The 21536-nt window shown below is 34.4% G+C and carries 18 protein-coding genes and 1 rRNA gene; all 19 read left to right on the forward strand.

The genetic code is table 11. The annotated features are described in order from the left end of the window. Positions 1–94: ribosomal RNA gene (gene rrf, locus CD127_RS00390) — 5S ribosomal RNA — on the forward strand; the annotation flags it as partial. A gap of 344 nt (positions 95–438) precedes the next feature. Next, positions 439–7245, forward strand: a complete 6807-nt coding sequence (locus CD127_RS12910) for a MucBP domain-containing protein (protein ID WP_103365360.1) — start codon at positions 439–441, stop codon at positions 7243–7245. Positions 7246–7418: 173 nt separating this feature from the next. Further along, the gene (locus CD127_RS00400; protein WP_103298596.1) at positions 7419–7952 is read left to right on the forward strand and encodes a GNAT family N-acetyltransferase; all 534 of its coding nucleotides are present in this window, start codon (positions 7419–7421) and stop codon (positions 7950–7952) included. A 24-nt stretch (positions 7953–7976) separates the two neighbouring features. Beyond that, entirely contained in the window at positions 7977–9314 is a 1338-nt protein-coding gene (locus CD127_RS00405) for an aminotransferase class V-fold PLP-dependent enzyme (protein ID WP_103365361.1), read from the forward strand. A gap of 1 nt (position 9315) precedes the next feature. Then, positions 9316–9933, forward strand: coding sequence for a dTMP kinase (tmk, locus tag CD127_RS00410; protein ID WP_103365362.1), 618 nt, complete (start codon positions 9316–9318; stop codon positions 9931–9933). Positions 9934–9961: 28 nt separating this feature from the next. Further along, complete coding sequence (locus CD127_RS00415) at positions 9962–10291, forward strand: cyclic-di-AMP receptor (RefSeq protein WP_103298599.1); 330 nt, start codon at positions 9962–9964, stop codon at positions 10289–10291. A gap of 119 nt (positions 10292–10410) precedes the next feature. Further along, positions 10411–11337 (forward strand): DNA polymerase III subunit delta' C-terminal domain-containing protein, encoded by a 927-nt coding sequence (locus CD127_RS00420; RefSeq protein ID WP_103365363.1) that lies wholly within the window; start codon positions 10411–10413, stop codon positions 11335–11337. 1 nt (position 11338) lies between these two features. Further along, positions 11339–12142 (forward strand): PSP1 domain-containing protein, encoded by an 804-nt coding sequence (locus CD127_RS00425; RefSeq protein ID WP_103365364.1) that lies wholly within the window; start codon positions 11339–11341, stop codon positions 12140–12142. Between the two features lie 16 nt (positions 12143–12158). Further along, the gene (gene yabA / locus CD127_RS00430) at positions 12159–12557 is read left to right on the forward strand and encodes a DNA replication initiation control protein YabA (protein ID WP_103298602.1); all 399 of its coding nucleotides are present in this window, start codon (positions 12159–12161) and stop codon (positions 12555–12557) included. Between the two features lie 125 nt (positions 12558–12682). Continuing rightward, positions 12683–13408 carry a tRNA1(Val) (adenine(37)-N6)-methyltransferase gene (locus CD127_RS00435; RefSeq protein ID WP_103365365.1) on the forward strand — a complete coding sequence of 242 codons (726 nt, stop codon included), beginning with the start codon at positions 12683–12685 and terminating at the stop codon, positions 13406–13408. Then, complete coding sequence (locus CD127_RS00440; protein WP_103365366.1) at positions 13401–13688, forward strand: GIY-YIG nuclease family protein; 288 nt, start codon at positions 13401–13403, stop codon at positions 13686–13688. The genes CD127_RS00435 and CD127_RS00440 overlap by 8 nt, the downstream gene beginning before the upstream one ends. Further along, positions 13651–14490 (forward strand): 16S rRNA (cytidine(1402)-2'-O)-methyltransferase, encoded by an 840-nt coding sequence (gene rsmI, locus CD127_RS00445; protein ID WP_103365367.1) that lies wholly within the window; start codon positions 13651–13653, stop codon positions 14488–14490. The genes CD127_RS00440 and rsmI overlap by 38 nt, the downstream gene beginning before the upstream one ends. Before the next feature lie 235 nt (positions 14491–14725). Beyond that, the gene (gene metG / locus CD127_RS00450; protein WP_103365368.1) at positions 14726–16702 is read left to right on the forward strand and encodes a methionine--tRNA ligase; all 1977 of its coding nucleotides are present in this window, start codon (positions 14726–14728) and stop codon (positions 16700–16702) included. Positions 16703–16786: 84 nt separating this feature from the next. After that, positions 16787–17560: a TatD family hydrolase gene (locus CD127_RS00455; RefSeq protein WP_103365369.1), complete on the forward strand. Its 774-nt coding sequence runs from the start codon at positions 16787–16789 to the stop codon at positions 17558–17560. A gap of 146 nt (positions 17561–17706) precedes the next feature. Then, positions 17707–18255 (forward strand): ribonuclease M5, encoded by a 549-nt coding sequence (rnmV, locus tag CD127_RS00460; RefSeq protein ID WP_103298608.1) that lies wholly within the window; start codon positions 17707–17709, stop codon positions 18253–18255. Positions 18256–18258: 3 nt separating this feature from the next. Further along, a complete protein-coding gene (gene rsmA / locus CD127_RS00465; protein ID WP_103365370.1) occupies positions 18259–19149 on the forward strand; it encodes a 16S rRNA (adenine(1518)-N(6)/adenine(1519)-N(6))-dimethyltransferase RsmA in 891 nt (296 codons plus the stop codon). 99 nt (positions 19150–19248) lie between these two features. Next, complete coding sequence (veg, locus tag CD127_RS00470) at positions 19249–19512, forward strand: biofilm formation stimulator Veg (protein ID WP_002461480.1); 264 nt, start codon at positions 19249–19251, stop codon at positions 19510–19512. 323 nt (positions 19513–19835) lie between these two features. After that, positions 19836–20684, forward strand: a complete 849-nt coding sequence (gene ispE / locus CD127_RS00475) for a 4-(cytidine 5'-diphospho)-2-C-methyl-D-erythritol kinase (protein WP_103365371.1) — start codon at positions 19836–19838, stop codon at positions 20682–20684. 13 nt (positions 20685–20697) lie between these two features. Continuing rightward, positions 20698–21522 (forward strand): pur operon repressor, encoded by an 825-nt coding sequence (purR, locus tag CD127_RS00480; protein ID WP_103298611.1) that lies wholly within the window; start codon positions 20698–20700, stop codon positions 21520–21522. Positions 21523–21536: the final 14 nt, after the last annotated feature.

The raw sequence follows: 21536 nt of genomic DNA on the forward strand, positions 1-21536 counted from the left end.
GTCACACCTGTTCCCATGCCGAACACAGAAGTTAAGCTCCTTAGCGCCGATGGTAGTTGGATTTACGTTCCGCTAGAGTAGGACGTTGCCAGGCAATTAAATCGTATGGATGCGATGAGCCGATATCGAGACCGTAAGGTCTCTTTTTTTATGTCTAAAATTAAAGTAATTATACTTGGGTATGTTTATTTAGCTTTATGAAGAGAAGATGTGCACCTCAAAAGTTGGATTTAACTTCTAACTTATTAAGGTGCATTTTTATGCCGAAAATTAAACATTGATTGTTATTTAAGTTGAGTGTATTACCGTTAATTTTACATAAAAATATAATAATATTTGTATTGATTTAAGTTGTTGTAAATAGTATTCTAAAATATGAGCATGGAGAAAGATAGATAAACCTCCTAATAAGTATATTAATAAGGAGAAAAGAAATAATTGAATAGAAATAACAACAAGAATAGACATTTTCAACCGAATATTCAAAACAAATATTCTATTAGAAAATTTTCAGTAGGCATCGCATCAATTTTAGTAGGATCTTTTCTAGTATTTGGGGTAAATAATGAGGCACATGCTGCCGAAGTAAAAGGTGATATTAAAGCTTCTGATAAACAAAATAAGGAAGAACAAAATCAAACGTCTTCAACAAATTTAACTTCTCCTCAAGTACAACCTAATCAAAATGATAATTTGAAAAAAACTAATTCTGAAGATAATACTTCAAATAATCCTAATGTAGAAAACATAGAAACTAATAATAATTTAAAAGCAGTGCCTTCGCAAACGAATGAACAAAAAGACACAGATAACAATAACCATTCATTAACAAATAATAATACGCAAAAAGTTGATAACGCTCAACAAGTTACACAAAAAGATGTAGATAATGGTACAAATGTTTCACAAAATAAAAAATCGGTATCTGAAAATAGCCATGATAATGTTGATAACCTTTTAAATAATAATACTAGCTCTAAACCTGTAAAAACTACTAGTCCAGTAATCAAAAAACGTACTAAACGAGATGTGAGCGATGATAGTTTAGCTGGTGATTTTGTATTTAGTGGTACAAGTAGCCATGATAAAAATTATAATATATCATCTGATCTTATAAATAATCGCCGTGAAATGAATACATCATTTTCATTTACAGGCTCTGGACATGGAGCTATTAATGATGGGAAATTAGTATATGAAGCACCTAAAAAATTTATTATTTCTGCACCTACATTTTCAAACTCTGAATATGTAACTAGAAAAACAGATTTATCTGATACAGACACTTGGCGCTACCAATTTGATTTAAGACCTATCGCTGGTACTTCAGCTGGTCAAATTAATATCAATCAAATTGTAGGTGGAATGATTTGGACTGGTCCTGGTGAGGGTGATGTAGTTACTACTACCATGAAGATGTATCAAGGTGATAATTTAGTAGCTACTAAACAAACTAATGCCACTTTTGACCATGTTAAAGGAGGTATATATGTAGATCGTGGGCAAACGCCTCCTAATTCAATTTGGAAATTAGCACCTAAACCCCCTGCTAATACAACACCGACTATTGGTATGTTAAAAGAAGATGGCACAGTATCTGACAAGAGTGATAATTACCGTTATCAAGTTCCTTTACCAAGTGATAAATGGTTCTTAGAAAATCGTGACGATGCTATTACGCCAAGATATTATAGTCGTTATACTGATTTTACTTATAATATTCAAAATGTACCAAGCTGGCTTGAACTAGACCCAGAGGCTAAAAGTAATCAGTTCTGGACACAAGATGCATCGGGTATTCATATGCATTTAAATGAAGGACAAATATTACCTTATATGGGATATTATCCAGTTCTAAAATTGAAAAAAGATGCTTTAACACCAGACGTTTTACAACAATTTAAAGATAATGGTTTTATTAAAACAAATATGAATTGGCAAACGGTTGGTCGCTTACCTAATGGACAAGATTACATTCAAAATGTACCAGACCCAGAAGGTATCAAGTTTAGAATGATCAATGAAGCCGGCAAAGCAACAAGTGATGTTTATTTTAATACATTGCGTACTTTAGATGCGTCTCGCTTATTCACTAAGAGTGATCATACACATGAACAATTTAGAATAACTAAAATGGTTAATAACCGAGATCAATCAAATAAATATGTGCCAACTTATATGCATTCAATTCAAATGCCGACAGGCCAAGATGGGGATTATTTTACAACATTTACCTTACCACCAGAGAAAATTAATTATAATAATGGTTCAGCAAATAAGGATGGTTCAAAAGGTATCGCATTAAAATCACCATTTGTTTTATATGGGGTAAATAGTGATGGTTCAACAACTAAATTAGCCCAATGGACTGAATTAAATAACAGTAATAAAACATATCATTTTGGTAAAAATAAATATAGTCATCTCGTATTACAAACACCAATAATAAGAGATACAGTATCACCAGATAGTGAAGTTCTAAAAGAAATTTATGGTTGGTCTGCTGATGTGACTTATGCAGTAGATGATCATAGATGGGACACAGCGGCTAAAGATGATAATGTACAACGCATGCAAAATGGTTTGATTGTGGATCAAGTCCCTCAAAATAGTCTTCCAACGGCAAGCAGTGTACCAACTCGTAGTTTATCGGGCCATTTACTTAATGGTAATTATTCATATATTCATACAAAAGAGGCATTTCCTCACACTCTAACGCAAACTGTAGTTAGAAATACAAATGCTTCTTCTGGAAACTTACTAAATTATAATGATAAAGCCAATGTCGTTATCAAAGCTAATACAAAAGAATATATGAAGTATTTAAGTGAGGAAGCATCGAATAATACTTCGGATATTGTGAATGATAAACTGGATAATATTAAAAATGTTTATTTATCATTAAGTGTGCCAGATGGTACAGCACTTGGTAACGCCCGTTTATGGAGTAACAATGAACTTATCCGTACATCTAATGGATGGACTGATGGATACTATGAAACGACATCGACAAATATTTTGAAAAAACGACCAGTTATAGAACCAGTAAAAGTGGTTACTAACTATAAAAATAGTGGAAGAACTTTATATATTTATAAAGCTCCTGAAGGTTATGATTGGAATAAATCAGAAAAGAACGCTATAACATCACGTAGCTCATTATCTCAAGACACAGCAGAAATGACTTTTGATATTTATAATAGAGGAACGTTACCAGTAGGTACTTATTCAATTCGTTATGCGACTATTTGGGATAAAAATTCTGAAATGGTACGTCCAACAACTGCACAATCGCTTGATAATAACCAACTTGAGTTATCAGATGTTATCACCGAAGATTTAAGTGCTAATGAAAAATATGTGTCAGTCATTGATATACCATTTAAAATTGCATTAGCGAAAGAATTTGCCTCTACTTTAACTATTGGTAAAACGTCATCAAATAGTTTTGATAAATCTCAAGTTGATGTCAATCTTGGAGATAGTGTTAATTTACAGACATCAACAGTAAACTTTACTAATAGTGATGGTGTATTGAAAGAGATTGTAGTCACAATTCCAAAAGATAATGTAAAAACAAATTTAACTGCTTTAGTTCCTGATACTGACAAATATAGAGTTGTTTATACTACTGATAGTGATGTACAGAATGGCACTTATACTTCAAATCCAACTGATTTAACAAAAGTTACGGCGGTTAAATATGTTTTCGATACACCGCTTGTATTGAAAAAAGGAGATAACTTCCAAACGAACGTGCGTGTTACCGTTCCAGAAGATGCTCCTATTTTAACTAAATCACATTCTCAAATCTTCACACGCGGAGTAGATAATTCATGGCTAGCAGGTAATAAAGTAGAGCTTGAAACTGAAGATAATAGAGGTACTTTAGTTGTTAACTATACTGATGAAAACGGTAATGTTATTCAAAGTCCAATTACATCTCAAGGACCTAAAAATACTGAATATAATGCAAGTGTTCCTCAACTAATTAATAATCAAAATAGACATTATAAATTTATTAGAGTAGATAATCAGTTTGAACCAATTTTAGGTCAATATATTAAAGCAGAAACTAAAACTGTACATTTAATTTATACTGAAGTATTTGAAGGAAATGTAATAGCAGACTTTAAAACGGCGGATGGAGAAGTACTAAGTCCACAAGTGACTGTCGCTAACCGTGAAATTGAAGGTACGAACTATACAGCTACAGCTGCGACAATTCCAAATCGTGTTTCTTATGAGGAAAATGAAAATGGACGCGTTAAGAAAACAATAAGTTATCGTTTAGTTGCAACTCCTGAAAATGAGAGTGGTACGGTAGTTGGTAAACAGACTATAGAAGTTCATTATGTCTATGAACCAGTAGTAACTTATGAACAGGTTCCAAATGATCCGCCACAAGTGGAAATACCAGTATTAGAAGTGACGCGATATGTAGATACCGAAGGTAATGAACTCAAAGATACAGAGGAAGGAACATTACCACCACCAGGCATTATTGGAGATAAATGGCAATATACAAAACGAATGACACAAGAAGACGGTATTACAACATATGTCTATGAACGTATCCAAACAGAGATACCAAATGATCCACCACAAGTAGAAATACCAGTATTAGAGGTAACACGATATGTAGATACTGAAGGTAATGAACTTAAAGATACAGAAGAAGGAACATTGCCACCGCCAGGTATTATTGGAGATAAATGGCAATATACAAAACAAATGACGCAAGAGAATGGCATCACAACGTATGTGTATGAACGTATTCAAACAGAAATACCAAATAATCCACCACAAGTGGAGATTCCAGTATTAGAAGTGACGAGATATGTAGATACTGAAGGTAATGAACTCAAAGATACAGAAGAAGGAACATTACCACCACCAGGCATTATTGGAGATAAGTGGCAATATACAAAACAAATGACTCAAGAGAATGGCATCACTACATACGTATATGAACGTATCCAAACAGAGATACCGAATGACCCACCACAAGTGGAGATTCCAGTATTAGAGGTAACACGATATGTAGATACCGAAGGTAATGAACTCAAAGATACAGAAGAAGGAACATTACCGCCACCAGGCATTATTGGAGATAAATGGCAATATACAAAACAAATGACACAAGAAGACGGTATTACAACATATGTATATGAACGTATTCAAACAGAGATACCAAATGATCCACCACAAGTGGAGATTCCAGTATTAGAAGTAACGCGATATGTAGATACCGAAGGTAATGAACTCAAAGATACAGAGGAAGGAACATTACCACCACTGGGTATTATCGGAGATAAGTGGCAATATACAAAACAAATGACACAAGAAGACGGAATTACAACGTATGTGTATGAACGCATCCAAACAGAAATTCCGAATGACCCGCCACAAGTAGAGATTCCAGTATTAGAAGTAACGCGATATGTAGATCCTGAAGGAAATGAACTCAAAGATACAGAGGAAGGAACATTGCCACCACCAGGCATTATTGGAGACAGATGGCAATACACAGGTAAAGTCACAAGCGAGGACGGAATTACAACATATGTGTATGAACGCATTCAAACAGAGATACCAAATGACCCACCGCAAGTGGAGATTCCGGTATTAGAAGTGACGAGATATGTAGATACCGAAGGTAATGAGCTCAAAGATACAGAAGAAGGAACGTTACCGCCACCAGGCGTCATTGGAGATAAATGGCAATATACAGGCAAAGTTACAACTGAAGATGGCATCACAACGTATGTGTATGAACGCATCCAAACAGAAATACCGAATAATCCACCACAAGTGGAGATCCCGGTATTAGAAGTGACAAGATATGTAGATCCTGAAGGAAATGAACTCAAAGATACAGAAGAAGGAACATTACCGCCGCCAGGCATCATTGGAGATAAATGGCAATACACAGGCAAAGTCACAAGTGAAGATGGCATCACAACATATGTATATGACCGTATTCAAACAGAGATACCGAATGACCCACCACAAGTGGAGATTCCGGTATTAGAAGTAACAAGATATGTAGACCCTGAAGGAAATGAGCTCAAAGATACAGAGGAAGGAACATTACTACCACCGAGTGTTATCGGAGATAAATGGCAATATACAGGAAAAGTTACAACTAAAGATGGTATCACAACGTATGTATATGACCGTATTCAAACAGAAATACCGAATGATCCACCGCAAGTGGAGATTCCAATATTAGAAGTGACAAGTTATGTAGATATAGATGGCAATGAAGTGAAAGTTCCAGAGGAAGGAACATTACCGCCACCAGGCATCATTGGAGATAAATGGCAATACACAGGCAAAGTCACAACTAAAGATGGCATCACAACATATGTGTATGAAAAAATTCAAACCCAAATACCAAATGATCCACCGCAAGTGGAAATACCAGAATTAGAAATAACAACATATATAGATACAGATGGAAATGTAGTGAAAGACCCAGAAAAAGGTATTGTACCGCCGCAAGGCATCATTGGAGATAAATGGCAATATACAGGCAAAGTTGTAACTAAAGATGGTATCACAACGTATGTATATGAAAAAATCCAATCAAAAATACCAAATAATCCACCACAAGTGGAAATACCGGAATTAAAAATAACAACATATATAGATACAGATGAAAATGTAGTGAAAGATCCGGAAAAAGGTATTGTACCGCCACCGAGTGTTATCGGAGATAAATGGCAATATACAGGCAAAGTCATAACTAAAGATGGCATCACAACGTACGTATATGAAAAAATCCAATCAAAAATACCGAATCATGCGCCACAAGTGGATATTCCTGAACTACAAATTACGCGCTATATCGATAAAAATGGTCATGAAATTACAACAGTAGAAAAAGGTAAAAAACCACCTTACTTATTAATTGATGGTGGATGGAGATATACAGGTATTGTGATTGAAAATAATGGCATCACAACATATGTGTATGAAAAAGTGAAAGATAAAACATCACATGAGCCTAAAAAAGTTCATACGTTTACAAAAGAAAAAGAGAAACAACCTTTAAAACCACATACTACGCAAAAACCTAAGACAGCTTTATCTACTGAGGTAAAACCGCATAAAGTTGAATTACCGAAAACTGGGGAAACTAATACTAACCCAAGTGCATTAGCTAGTATTTTATTAGCTATTGGTTCATTATTTGTCTTCAGAAGAAAAAAAGAAGACGTTAAAAAGAATCAACATTGATAAAATACATGTGTGAAAAACTCATGACGAATCATAGAAGGAATCTGAGACTGCAATAGTGTCTCAGGTTCCTTTTTTATATTGAAGTATGTTTTTTCTTTATTAATAATTAAGTTATTGATTTACATTTTTAATGCAATTCCATAGAATTTTAAGCGAAGGAGTGCTTAAAAATGATAATTAGAGCTTTGGAAGAAACTGATTTGAAATTTGTGCACCATTTAAATAATGAATATTCGATTATGGCTTATTGGTTTGAAGAACCGTATCAATCGCTTAGTGAACTAGAAAATCTTTATCAAAAGCATATTTTGGATGAGTCAGAGCGACGATTCATCATTGAAGATAATCATATTTCACTGGGTGTAGTGGAATTAGTAGAAATTAATTTTGTACATCGAAATTGTGAAATCCAAATTATTATTGATCCCATACACAGTAATAAAGGTTATGCTAAAAAAGCTTTTAAGATGGCAATTGATTATGCTTTTTTAGTATTGAATATGAATAAAGTCTATTTATATGTAGATGTAAGAAATGAAAAAGCCGTACATATTTATAAAAGTAATAATTTTATTGTTGAAGGTAATTTACAAGAACATTTTTACACGCGTGGTGAATATAGAGACTGTTATGTAATGGGATTATTAAAATCTAATTGGTTAAATAAACGCCAAGGGGATAATGATTTATCCAATATTCGATAATTATTTTAAGAAAGTGTGTCTACCTTGAATACGCCAATTACTCAAAAATTAAATGAATTGATTGATCATAAAGCAATTCCTCTGCATGTGCCAGGTCATAAGAATATGACTATAGGACATCTTAATAAATTAAAATTTGAAATGGACATGACAGAAATCACTGGTTTAGATGACTTACATCATCCTGAAGAGATTATTTTAGAGAGTATGCAGTCTATTAATAAACACCCAGATTATGAGGCATACATGCTAGTCAATGGGACGACTTCAGGCATTTTATCTGGGATTCAAGCATTTTCTTCTATTGAAGGTAATTATTTAATAAGTAGAAATGTACATAAATCTGTTTTTCATGGGATTGATTTAACTCAACAAAATGCTGATATTATGCCCATGATGATTAGCGATATGAGTCGTCAGTATATCGCTCCTGATTTGACTCAGGCTCAATTTGATAAACAGAAGTTAGCTATTATGACATATCCTAATTATTACGGTGAATGTTTTGACATTAAAGAAGCAGTGGAAACGTTGCATCAACATGATATTCCAGTATTAGTAGATGAAGCGCATGGCGCGCATTTTAACTTGCCACATTTTCCTAAATCAGCGTTAGAGGTAGGGGCTGATTATGTGGTGCAGTCTTATCATAAAACATTGCCTGCATTGACGATGGGTTCGGTGTTATTTATTCATAAAGATGCACCGATGAAAGAGGAAGTTATTCGATATTTAGGGTACTTTCAAACGTCGAGTCCTTCCTATTTAGTAATGGCAAGTATTGAATTAGCTCATCAGTTTTTTAAAGACTATGATAGTACTTTATTTTTTGAAAAAAGAGACCTACTACTGCAAGTTTTAGAAAAAACAGGATTTGAAGTAATTAAAGTAGCCGACCCTCTAAAAGTACTTATTCGTTACCCTGGTTATTCAGGACATGAAATCCAAACATGGTTTGAAGCGCAACATATTTATCCTGAATTGGCTGACGAATATCAAGTTTTACTTGTCTTGCCATTATGGCATCAGCAAGATAACTACCCATACACTGACTTATTGGATAGAATAAGAGCGATAGAATTGCCGCCTCCTAAAACAACGGTAGATGAAGCGTTCCCTCTACCTGTTAATGAAGGGACATATATACCACGCGCTATAACCTCTGCGACATGGGTCGATTTAGACCACGCGATAGATCAAGTTTTAGCGAAACATATTATTCCGTATCCTCCAGGGATACCCATTTTCCTAAAAGGCGAACGCATTACACAGAATATGATAAAATTGATGCGATATTATCTTCAACAAGGTGGTAGAGTTGAAGGTATTAATAACGATAAAATATTAGTTAAGGATGAATAATATGTCTGCATTTATAACATTTGAAGGACCAGAGGGATCAGGGAAAACGACTGTGCTTAAACGTGTAGCTGAGAAATTAGCGCAAGAGTATGACGTTATAGCAACGAGAGAACCTGGTGGCGTCCCAACTGGGGAAGAGATTCGTAAAGTTGTACTTGAAGGGGATAAAATGGATATTCGCACAGAAGCCATGTTATTTGCTGCTTCAAGAAGAGAGCATTTAGTGGAAAAAGTCATACCTGCATTAAGTGAGGATAAAATTGTATTATGTGATCGATATATTGATAGTTCGCTTGCTTACCAAGGCTACGCACGGGGTATAGGTATTGAAGAAGTGAAAAAGTTAAATGATTTTGCGATAAATGGTCTTTATCCAGATGTCACAATCTATCTTGATATTACGCCGGAAGTAGGACGAAATAGAATATTACAAAATCAACGTGATCAAAATCGACTAGATAAAGAAGATATGGCTTTTCATGAAAAAGTGATTGAAGGTTATCACCAAGTTATTGATGAATCGCCGAATCGTTTTAAAGTAGTCGATGCTACGCAAAGTATTGAAGAAGTAGTAACAGAAACATATGAGATTATTTTAAATTATTTAAAAAAATTATGATATAATATCTAGAAGAGGTGTTTTAATAATGAAAATGATTATAGCGATCGTCCAAGATCAAGATAGTCAAGAACTTTCAGACCAACTCGTAAAACATAACTTTAGAGCTACAAAATTAGCAACTACTGGTGGCTTCTTAAGAGCGGGAAATACTACATTCCTATGTGGTGTAGATGATGACCGTGTCGACGATGTTTTATCAGTAATTGATAATACTTGTGGTAACAGAGACCAACTTGTTTCTCCAATGACGCCAATGGGTGGTAGTGCTGATTCGTACATACCTTATCCAGTGGAAGTTGAAGTTGGAGGCGCTACAGTATTTGTAATGCCAGTCGAAGCATTCCACAGATTTTAATAATTAAGATAATTAATGTAGGAACAAGAATTTAATGACACCTTAGATGATGATACAATATTCGGCTGCTGTGATAGGCAGCCTTTTTATATAAGTAAAATGAATAAGGGGTATGCAAAATGGATGAACTACACAAACTAGCTAATGCGTACCGTTCGAATAAACTCTCTCATGCGTATTTATTTGAAGGCGATGATGCCGAGTCCATGCGTCACGTAGCTATGGAATTTGCAAAACTTATTCTTTGTGATGGAGACCAACAATGCGAGTTGAAAGTGGATCACTACAATCAACCGGATTTTATGTATGTAGCTTCAGAAGAAAATGCAATTAAGAAAGAACAGATTGAGCAACTTGTGCATCGCATGAATCAACTTCCAATTGAAGGTAAGTACAAAGTTTATATTATAGAAGATTTTGAAAAGTTAACTGTTCAAGGGGAAAATAGTATATTAAAATTTTTAGAGGAGCCGCCTGATAATACAGTGGCGATTTTAATGTCTACGAAACCTGAACAGATATTAGACACTATTCATTCACGTTGCCAACACGTTTATTTTAAACCAAGTGATAAGCAACATTTTATAGATAGATTAGTGGAACATGACATAAATCGTGCAGTAGCTGAAATGTTGAGTACGTATACAACACAATTAGATACTGCTAAAGATTTAAATGAAGAACACGATTTAATCGCGCTTAGGAAAGTGATTGTTCACTGGTGTGAATTATTAATAACGAATCAACCTATGGCGTTAATTGGGATTATAGATTTATTAAAGAATGCGAAAAATCGTAAATTACAAACGCTCACTTTATCTGCAGTGAATGCTTTCTTTGAAGATATTATGCATGCTAAAGTAGAGACGAAAAATGAATATATTTATTCGGATTTGCAAGCAGAAATTGAATCATATGCAAAACAACTAACATTTAATCAAATTATATTAATGTATGATCAAATTACAGAAGCACACAAAAAATTAATGCAAAATGTTAATCCGACGCTTGTATTTGAACAAATAGTTATAAAAGGTGTGAGATAAAATGCCAAACATCGTAGGTGTACAATTTCAAAAAGCCGGGAAATTGGAATACTATGCGCCTAAAGATTTAGACTTACAGAAAGACGACTGGGTCGTTGTCGAATCTAAGCGAGGCATTGAAATTGGTAATGTGCAATTTCCATCTAAAGAGGTGGACGAAGGGGATGTCGCATTACCTTTAAAAGAAATTATAAGAGTAGCCACTGAGGAAGATATCCAAACTTACTATCGTAATGAAGCGGATGCTGATGATGCATTAACTCTATGCAAAGAATTAGTGAAAGAACAACAATTAGATATGCGTTTAGTAAATTGTGAATATACGCTTGATAAATCTAAAGTGATATTCAACTTTACTGCAGATGACCGTATCGACTTTCGAAAATTAGTTAAAGTTCTGGCACAAAATTTAAAAACACGTATCGAATTAAGACAAATTGGCGTGCGTGATGAAGCTAAATTACTCGGAGGCATTGGTCCGTGTGGACGCTCATTATGTTGTTCTACATTTTTAGGGGACTTTGAGCCAGTGTCTATTAAAATGGCGAAAGATCAAAACTTATCCCTTAATCCAACCAAAATTTCTGGTGCGTGTGGACGTTTGATGTGCTGTCTTAAATATGAAAATGATTTCTATGAAGAGGCAAGAGCGCAATTACCAGATGTGGGCGACCAAGTGAAAACGCCAGAAGGCCAAGGCCGCGTAGTTGGTTTGAATATATTAGACATTTCAATGCAAGTTAAAATTGAAGGTCTTGAACAACCGCTAGAGTATAAAATGGAAGAATTAAAAGCTTTAAATTAAGGAAGGTGCGTCACGTTTGAATCGTAATGACTTATTTGAAAAAATAATTCAACTTGAAAGTAATGTATCACGTTTAAATGAAGAGATGACTGAGCTTAAATCGCTAACGATTGACCTTATAGAAGAGAATGTTGCGCTACAAGTTGAAAATGATAATTTAAAAACATTAATGGCAAAAAGTGAACAAGATTCTGAAGTGAACAAACCTGTTTATCCTACAACTCAGAACACGACAACTTCAAAAGAGAATGAAGAAGACAAACGTTCTACTAAAAATGTGAAAAAACCATTACCAAGTAAAGATAATTTGGCTGTTTTATATAGTGAAGGTTTCCATATTTGTAATGGTGAATTGTTTGGTAAGCATCGTTTAGGTGAAGACTGCTTACTATGTTTAAACGTGTTAAATAGTTAACAATGAATAAAATTTTAATACTGGATAAAGAGGTTTATGCCAGTTTTTAATAGACAGAGATGGATTTCAACACGAGTTGATTTTATAGTGTGTTGTAAAGACATCTCTTTTTTAGGAGTAAATATATGCTGAAAGATCAAGAAAGATTGGATGAATTAATAAAAGAAGATTTAAAAATAATTCAAAATGATGATGTGTTTTCTTTTTCAACGGATGCGTTATTATTAGGGCATTTTACTGAAGTGAGAAAAAATGACAAGATTTTAGATTTGTGTGCAGGTAATGGCGTGATTTCCTTATTATTGTCTGCGAAAGGCACACAAATGATTGAAAGTGTTGAGATTCAAGAGAAACTTGTAGATATGGCACGTCGTAGCTATGCGTACAATCAACTCGAGGATCGTTTAAAGATGCATCATTTGGATTTAAAAGAGGTATATCACAATTTTAAGCCGTCACAATATACACTCGTCACTTGTAATCCCCCTTATTTTAAAGAAAATCAGCTCAATCAACATCAGAAAGAAGCGCATAAGATTGCGCGTCATGAGATTATGTGTACGTTAGAAGATTGCATGTTGGCTGCGCGTCATTTATTAAAACAAGGTGGCCGTTTAATGATGGTACATCGAGCGGATAGACTGATGGACGTCTTAACTGAAATGCGCAAGGTTAGTATTGAACCTAAAAAAGTAGTGTTTGTTTATAGTAAATTAAACAAATCAGCGGTGACGATTGTGGTGGAAGGACGTATGAATGGTAAACCAGGTCTAGAAATTGCGCCTCCTTTCTACATCTATAATAGTGATGGGGAATATAGCGAAGAAATGAGAGAAGTGTATTATGGATAACCATTACGTCTATATTGTAAAATGTAAAGATAATAGTTTATATACTGGGTATGCCAAGGATGTTAATGCGCGTGTAGCGACTCATAATGCTGGAAAAGGGGCCAAATATACTAAAACAAGACGTCCGGTAGAGTTAGTTTATCAAGAAACGTACACTTCGAAATCAGAAGCCATGCGAAGAGAGTACGAAATAAAGACCTTCACAAGACAACAAAAATTAAAATTAATTGAGGAGAATGCAGATGGCGACTTTATATTTAGTAGGCACGCCGATAGGTAATTTAGGTGATATTACATTTCGAGCGATAGAAACGTTAAAAAGTGTAGATTTTATAGCATGTGAAGATACAAGAGTAACGAAAAAGTTATGTCATCATTATGATATTCAAACGCCATTAAAATCGTATCATGAACATAATAAAGAGCAACAAACAGCTTATTTAATCAATTTATTGAATGAAGGAAATGATATTGCTTTAGTATCAGATGCGGGTTTGCCATTAATCAGTGATCCGGGTTATGAATTGGTCGTTGAAGCACATCAACACGATATTGCAGTGGAAACAGTTCCCGGTCCTAACGCAGGGTTAACAGCACTTATGGCTAGTGGTCTACCGTCATTTACGTATACGTTCTTAGGCTTTTTACCACGTAAGGAAAAAGAAAAAATAGATGTCCTACAAGAAAGAATGTATCAAGATAGTACGTTAATTATTTATGAATCACCATTTAGAGTAATAGAAACGTTAAAAGCGATTATTAAAGTAGATGCTTCAAGACGTGTAGCAGTAGGACGAGAGCTAACGAAGAAGTTTGAACAAATTGTTATGCAAGAAGCGGAAGCATTACTCGATGCTTTTGAAAAAGAAAAGATTCCCCAAAAAGGTGAGTTTGTCATTCTTATAGAAGGTGCGAAACCACTTGAAACTGAACAGTGGTTTGAGTCATTGTCTATTGAAGAACATGTAGACCATTATATTGCTGAACAGAATTTGAAACCTAAAAAAGCGATTAAGTTAGTAGCTGAAGACCGTCATATGAAGACGGGCGAAGTGTATGACATTTATCATGAAATTAAATAACTTTGTGGTGTAAAAGTCGGGGCAAGAGGGACAGTCATTTTCAAAAAATAGACCTTTAAAACGGCTTGAAATACTCCATAATATAATCAATTTGTGGTAATGTTAATAAGATACGACAATAAATTTAATATATGCGTTATAATTAAAATGTAACGAAAAACATTAACTTATAAGTCTTTAACGTGGGCTTACATGACATTATAAATAATGTTATATAGGAAGAGGAGGACCATTGATGGCGAAAGAAACATTTTATATTACAACCCCTATTTATTATCCTAGTGGTAATTTACATATTGGCCACGCATATTCAACGGTTGCAGGTGACGTAATTGCGCGTTACAAACGTATGCAAGGTTACGACGTGCGTTATTTAACAGGTACGGATGAACATGGTCAAAAAATTCAAGAAAAAGCGCAAAAAGCGGGTAAAACGGAATTAGAATACCTAGATGAAATGATTAACGGCATTAAAAGTTTATGGAACAAATTAGAAATTTCTAATGATGATTTTATTAGAACAACTGAAGAACGCCATAAACAAGTGGTTGAAAAAGTATTCGAACGTTTATTAAAACAAGGTGATATTTATCTTGGTGAATATGAAGGCTGGTATTCAGTTCCTGATGAAACATACTACACTGAGTCACAACTTGTAGACCCTGTTTATGAAGATGGTAAAATTGTCGGCGGTAAAAGTCCTGACTCAGGTCATGAAGTGGAATTAGTGAAAGAGGAAAGTTATTTCTTCAATATCAATAAATATACAGATCGTTTATTAGAGTTTTATGATGCAAATCCTGATTTCATTCAACCACCTTCAAGAAAGAATGAAATGATTAACAACTTCATTAAACCAGGTTTAGAAGATTTAGCAGTATCACGTACTTCATTTGATTGGGGCGTACGCGTACCTTCAAACCCTAAACACGTCGTTTATGTATGGATTGATGCGTTAGTTAACTACATTTCAGCATTAGGATATTTATCAGATGATGATGAATTATTCCAAAAATATTGGCCAGCAGATGTACATTTAATGGCGAAAGAAATTGTACGTTTCCACTCTATTATTTGGCCAATCTTATTAATGGCTTTAGATTTACCACTTCCTAAGAAAGTCTTTGCGCATGGCTGGATTTTAATGAAAGACGGGAAAATGAGTAAATCAAAAGGTAACGTAGTAGATCCTAACGTATTAATTGATCGTTATGGTTTAGATGCTACACGTTACTATTTAATGCGTGAATTACCATTCGGTTCAGACGGTGTGTTCACACCAGAAGCCTTTGTAGAACGTACAAACTATGATTTAGCGAATGACTTAGGTAACTTAGTGAACCGTACGATTTCTATGATTAATAAATACTTCCAAGGTGAACTTCCAGCTTATGAAGGTCCAAAACATGAATTAGATGAAGATATGGAAGCACTTGCGCTTGAAACAGTGAAAAACTTCAATGAGAACATGGAAAGCTTCCAATTCTCAGTTGCTTTATCTACGGTTTGGAAATTCATCAGTCGTACAAATAAATACATTGATGAAACAACACCATGGGTATTAGCTAAAGATGACAACCAAAAAGAAATGCTTGGCAATGTAATGGCGCATTTAGTTGAGAACATTCGTTTCGCAGCTGTATTATTACGTCCATTCTTAACAAATGCACCAAGAGAAATCTTTAAACAATTAAACATTAATGATCCTGAATTATTCGAATTAGCTAGCCTTGAAAGCTATGGCGCGTTGAAACAACCAGTTATGGTTACTGAAAAACCAACGCCGATCTTCCCAAGATTAGACACTGAAGCTGAAATTGCATATATTAAAGAATCTATGCAACCAGATCAACCAGCAACTACTGTAGAAGAAGCGGTACCAGGTAAAGCACAAATCGATATTAAAGACTTCGATAAAGTTGAAATTAAAGCAGCAACGATTACTGACGCTGAAAATGTCCCTAAATCTGATAAATTGTTAAAAATTCAAATCGATTTAGGTAACGAACAACGTCAAATTGTTTCAGGTATTGCTAAATTCTACCGTCCAGAAGATATCGTTGGTAAGAAAGTAGCAGTCGTTACTAACTTGAAACCAGCTAAATTAATGGGCCAAAAATCTGAAGGCATGATTTTATCTGCTGAAAAAGATGGCGTCTTAACTTTAGTAAGCTTACCAAGTGCGATTCCAAATGGCGCTATTGTAAAATAAAACGAGCTTATCGATAAAATATAAAGAGGTTAGGGCATAAAGATAATGTCTTTTGCCCAGACCTTGAACGTTAGGAGAGATAGAATGTTAATCGATACACATGTTCACTTAAATGATGAGCAATATAATGAAGATTTAGAAGAAGTTATTTCTCGCGCTAGAGAAGCAGGTGTAGATCGCATGTTTGTGGTTGGATTTGATACGCCTACTATTGAACGTGCGATGGAATTAATCGATAAATATGACTTTATTTATGGTATTATCGGTTGGCATCCAGTTGATGCAATTGATTTCACTGAAGAACGCCTTGAGTGGATTGAACAATTAGCACAGCATCCTAAGATTATTGGTATTGGCGAAATGGGTCTTGATTATCATTGGGATAAATCGCCTGCCGATGTTCAAAAAGAAGTATTTAGAAAGCAAATTGCACTCGCTAAAAGAGTGAAATTACCTATTATTATCCATAATCGTGAAGCGACTCAAGACTGCGTAGATATTTTAATGGAAGAACATGCTGAAGAAGTTGGAGGCATTATGCACAGCTTTAGCGGTTCTCCTGAAATTGCAGATGTAGTCATTAATAAATTGAATTTCTACGTATCTTTAGGCGGTCCAGTGACATTCAAGAATGCTAAGCAACCGAAAGAAGTTGCTAAGCATGTGCCGATGGATAGATTGCTTGTAGAAACAGATGCGCCTTATTTATCGCCACATCCTTATAGAGGTAAACGTAATGAACCTGAAAGAGTGACACTCGTTGCTCAACAAATTGCTGAATTACGTGGTATGACATACGAAGAAGTATGCCGTCAAACGACTGAGAATGCGGAACGATTATTTAATTTAAATCAATAAATTGCTGTGAGAAAGATGTTGAACAAGTGATGTCGTGGTATCATTTTATGAGGAAATCACGATATAAATGCCAGCATCTTTCTCATTTTTTATTTTTGAAAAGTTAAAACAATAACGAATAGCTTGAAAGGTAATGATAATCAATTATGAAGATAAATGAATTTATCGTAGTAGAAGGCAGAGACGATACGGAACGTGTTAAGTCAGCAGTGGAATGTGACACTATTGAAACGAATGGTAGCGCAATAAACAAGGAAACACTAGCTGTTATTCAAAATGCACAAGAAACGCGAGGCGTGATTGTGTTAACGGACCCTGATTTTCCGGGAGATAAAATTAGAAATACTATCACTGAACATGTTAAAGGTGTTAAACATGCATATATTGACCGTGAAAAAGCTAAAAATAAACGAGGGAAGATTGGCATAGAACATGCACATCCAGAGGATATTAAAGAAGCACTCATGCATGTCAGTTCGCCGTTTGAAGAAGCGGAAGAAACAATAGATAAAAGTGTACTCATCGATTTAGGATTGATTATCGGCAAAGATGCGAGACGTAAAAGAGAAATATTAGGTCAAAAACTGCATATCGGACATTCCAATGGCAAACAATTACTAAAAAAACTTAATGCATTCGGCTATACTGAAAGGGATGTACGTGAAGCTTTATCAATGGATAAGGAGAGTGAATAAAAGGTGGAAAGAAAAGATATCGCAACGCCTTCTCGAACGAAAGAATTATTAAATCAATATGGTTTTAATTTCAAAAAAAGTTTAGGACAAAACTTTTTAATAGATGTGAACATTATTCATAAAATTATTGATGCAAGTCAAATCGATAAATCAACTGGTGTAATTGAAGTAGGACCAGGTATGGGATCGTTAACTGAACAATTGGCTAAACATGCGAAAAAGGTAATGTCGTTTGAAATCGATCAACGTTTAATTCCTGTACTTAAAGATACACTTGCGCCGTATGACAATGTAACCATCATCAATGAAGACATTTTAAAAGCGGATATAGCTAAAGCAGTGGAAACACATTTGAATGACTGCGACAAAATTATGGTTGTAGCTAATTTACCATATTATATTACAACGCCTATCTTGCTGAATTTAATGCAACAAGACATTCCTATTGATGGTTATGTTGTTATGATGCAAAAAGAAGTGGGCGAACGTTTGAATGCTGAAGTGGGCACAAAAGCGTATGGCTCTTTATCTATCGTTACTCAATATTATACAGAAACAAGCAAAGTATTAACTGTGCCGAAATCTGTCTTTATGCCACCACCAAACGTGGATTCTATTGTAGTGAAATTAATGCAACGAGAAACGCCACTCGTTAAAGTGGACGATGAACAAGCCTTCTTTAAACTTGCTAAGGCAGCATTTGCTCAACGACGTAAAACTATCAATAATAACTATCAGAACTTCTTTAAAGATGGTAAAAAATTTAAAGAAAGTATCTCAAAATGGCTTGAACAAGCAGAATTTGATCCTAAACGACGTGGTGAAACGCTTTCGATACAAGATTTTGCACGTTTGTATGAAGAAAAGAAAAATTTCCCAGAATTAGAAAATTAAATTGTTGACAAAGTTCTTTTACACTGATAAAATTTAAATTTTATTTGACAAATCGCTATAAAATGTGGTATTATGTAACTTGTAGCGAGGTGGAGCAATATGCCAAAATCAATTTTGGACATCAAAAATTCTATTGATTGTCATTTAGGAAATCGTATTGTACTAAAAGCCAACGGGGGTCGTAAAAAAACAATTGAACGTTGTGGTGTGTTAAAAGAAACATATCCTTCAGTATTCATTGTTGAATTAGACCAAGATAAGCATAATTTTGAAAGAGTTTCGTATACATATACGGATGTTCTTACAGAGAACGTACAAGTTTCATTTGAAGAGGATAATCATCAAGAAGCAGTTGCACACTAATTTGAACATATAAATATAGAGTAGTTCGATGTTATGCAAACTCTATAATAAAAATGATTGAGTATTGGGCTTAAATTGAGTTCAATGCTCTTTTTCATTATGGCCGCTTTTAAAAAAAGAATAAAAATTTCTAAAGACTATTTTTACATATTTTTTACATAATATTTATATTAATATTGTCGTTCATCTTAAAAAACGGATATTAGGAGATTTTAAAATAGCTTTCATTAAGATTTTACATAAATTTACGGTGTATCTATCAAATATTTTAAGTCTTTATGTTAAAATCATCTTATTACTATTGATGAAGAGAGGGCGGAAAAATGATATATGAAACGGCACCTGCCAAGATAAATTTGACGCTCGATACACTTTTCAAAAGAGATGATGGATATCATGAAATTGCGATGGTCATGACAACTGTGGATTTAAATGATCGCCTTTCTTTTCAAAAAAGAAATGATAAAAAAATTGTTGTAGATATAGAGCATAATTATGTTCCAAATGATCATAAAAATCTTGCTTATCGGGCTGCAAAATTGATGATGGAGACCTATGATTTAAATCAAGGTGTGACCATTACGATTGATAAAGATATTCCAGTGTCAGCTGGGTTAGCAGGAGGTTCTGCTGATGCTGCTGCTACAATGCGAGGCATGAACCGTTTATATAATCTGAATAGACCGTTAGAGGAATTAAGTGAATTAGGTATACAAATTGGTACAGATATTCCATTTTGCATATATAATAAAACTGCTATATGCACTGGTAGAGGAGAAAAAATTACGTTTTTAAATAAGCCGCCATCCGCGTGGGTGGTCTTAGCTAAACCTAATTTAGGGATATCTTCACCAGATATATTTAAAGCACTTAATTTAAATTATGCGCATCATGTACATACGAAGATGTGTGAGGAAGCGATTAATAATGGCGATTATCAAAGGTTATGCCAAAGCTTATCTAATCGTTTAGAGCCAGTTTCAATGTCATTGCATCCTGAAATTGAAAAGATAAAAAATAATATGTTGCAATGTGGTGCAGATGGCGCACTTATGAGCGGAAGTGGGCCTACCGTTTATGGCCTTGCACAAAAAGAAAGTCAAGCGAAGAAAGTTTATAATGCAGTCAACGGCTGTTGTAATGAAGTATATTTAGTTAGATTATTAGGATAGAAGGGTTGGACTTATGAGGTATAAAAGAAGCGAACGTATCGTCTTTATGACACAATATTTAATGAATCACCCAAATCAGTTAATACCTTTAACATTTTTCGTGAAAAAATTTAAACAAGCAAAGTCCTCAATTAGTGAAGACGTTCAAATTATTAAAAACACGTTCCAAAAAGAAAAATTAGGAACTGTGATTACAACTGCTGGCGCAAGCGGTGGGGTAACGTATAAACCAATGATGAGTAAAGAGGAAGCGAAAGAAATCATTGATGAAATCATCGCTTTATTACAAGAGAAAGAGCGTTTATTACCAGGCGGTTATTTATTCTTATCTGACTTAGTTGGCAATCCTTCTTTATTAAATAAAGTAGGTAAATTAATTGCCAGTATTTATATGGATGAGAAGTTAGATGCTGTCGTGACGATTGCCACAAAAGGTATATCGCTTGCCAATGCAGTAGCTAACGTATTAAATTTACCAGTAGTGGTAATTAGAAAAGACAATAAAGTAACAGAGGGTTCTACTGTTTCTATTAATTATGTTTCAGGATCATCTCGTAAAATTGAAACAATGGTTCTATCTAAACGTACATTAGCTGAAAATTCTAACGTACTTGTGGTAGATGATTTTATGAGAGCAGGTGGTTCAATAAATGGCGTTATGAATCTTATGAATGAGTTTAAAGCCGAAGTAAAAGGGGTATCTGTACTTGTAGAATCAAAAGAAGTTAAACAAAGATTGATTGAGGATTATACTTCTTTAGTCAAATTATCAGATGTTGATGAATATAATCAGGAATTTAAAGTAGAACCTGGCAACAGTTTGTCTAAATTTTCGTAAAAGGAGTTTTTACA

This window comes from Staphylococcus petrasii (genome assembly GCF_002902565.1).
In the GTDB taxonomy this organism is placed as follows: Bacteria; Bacillota; Bacilli; order Staphylococcales; family Staphylococcaceae; genus Staphylococcus; species Staphylococcus petrasii.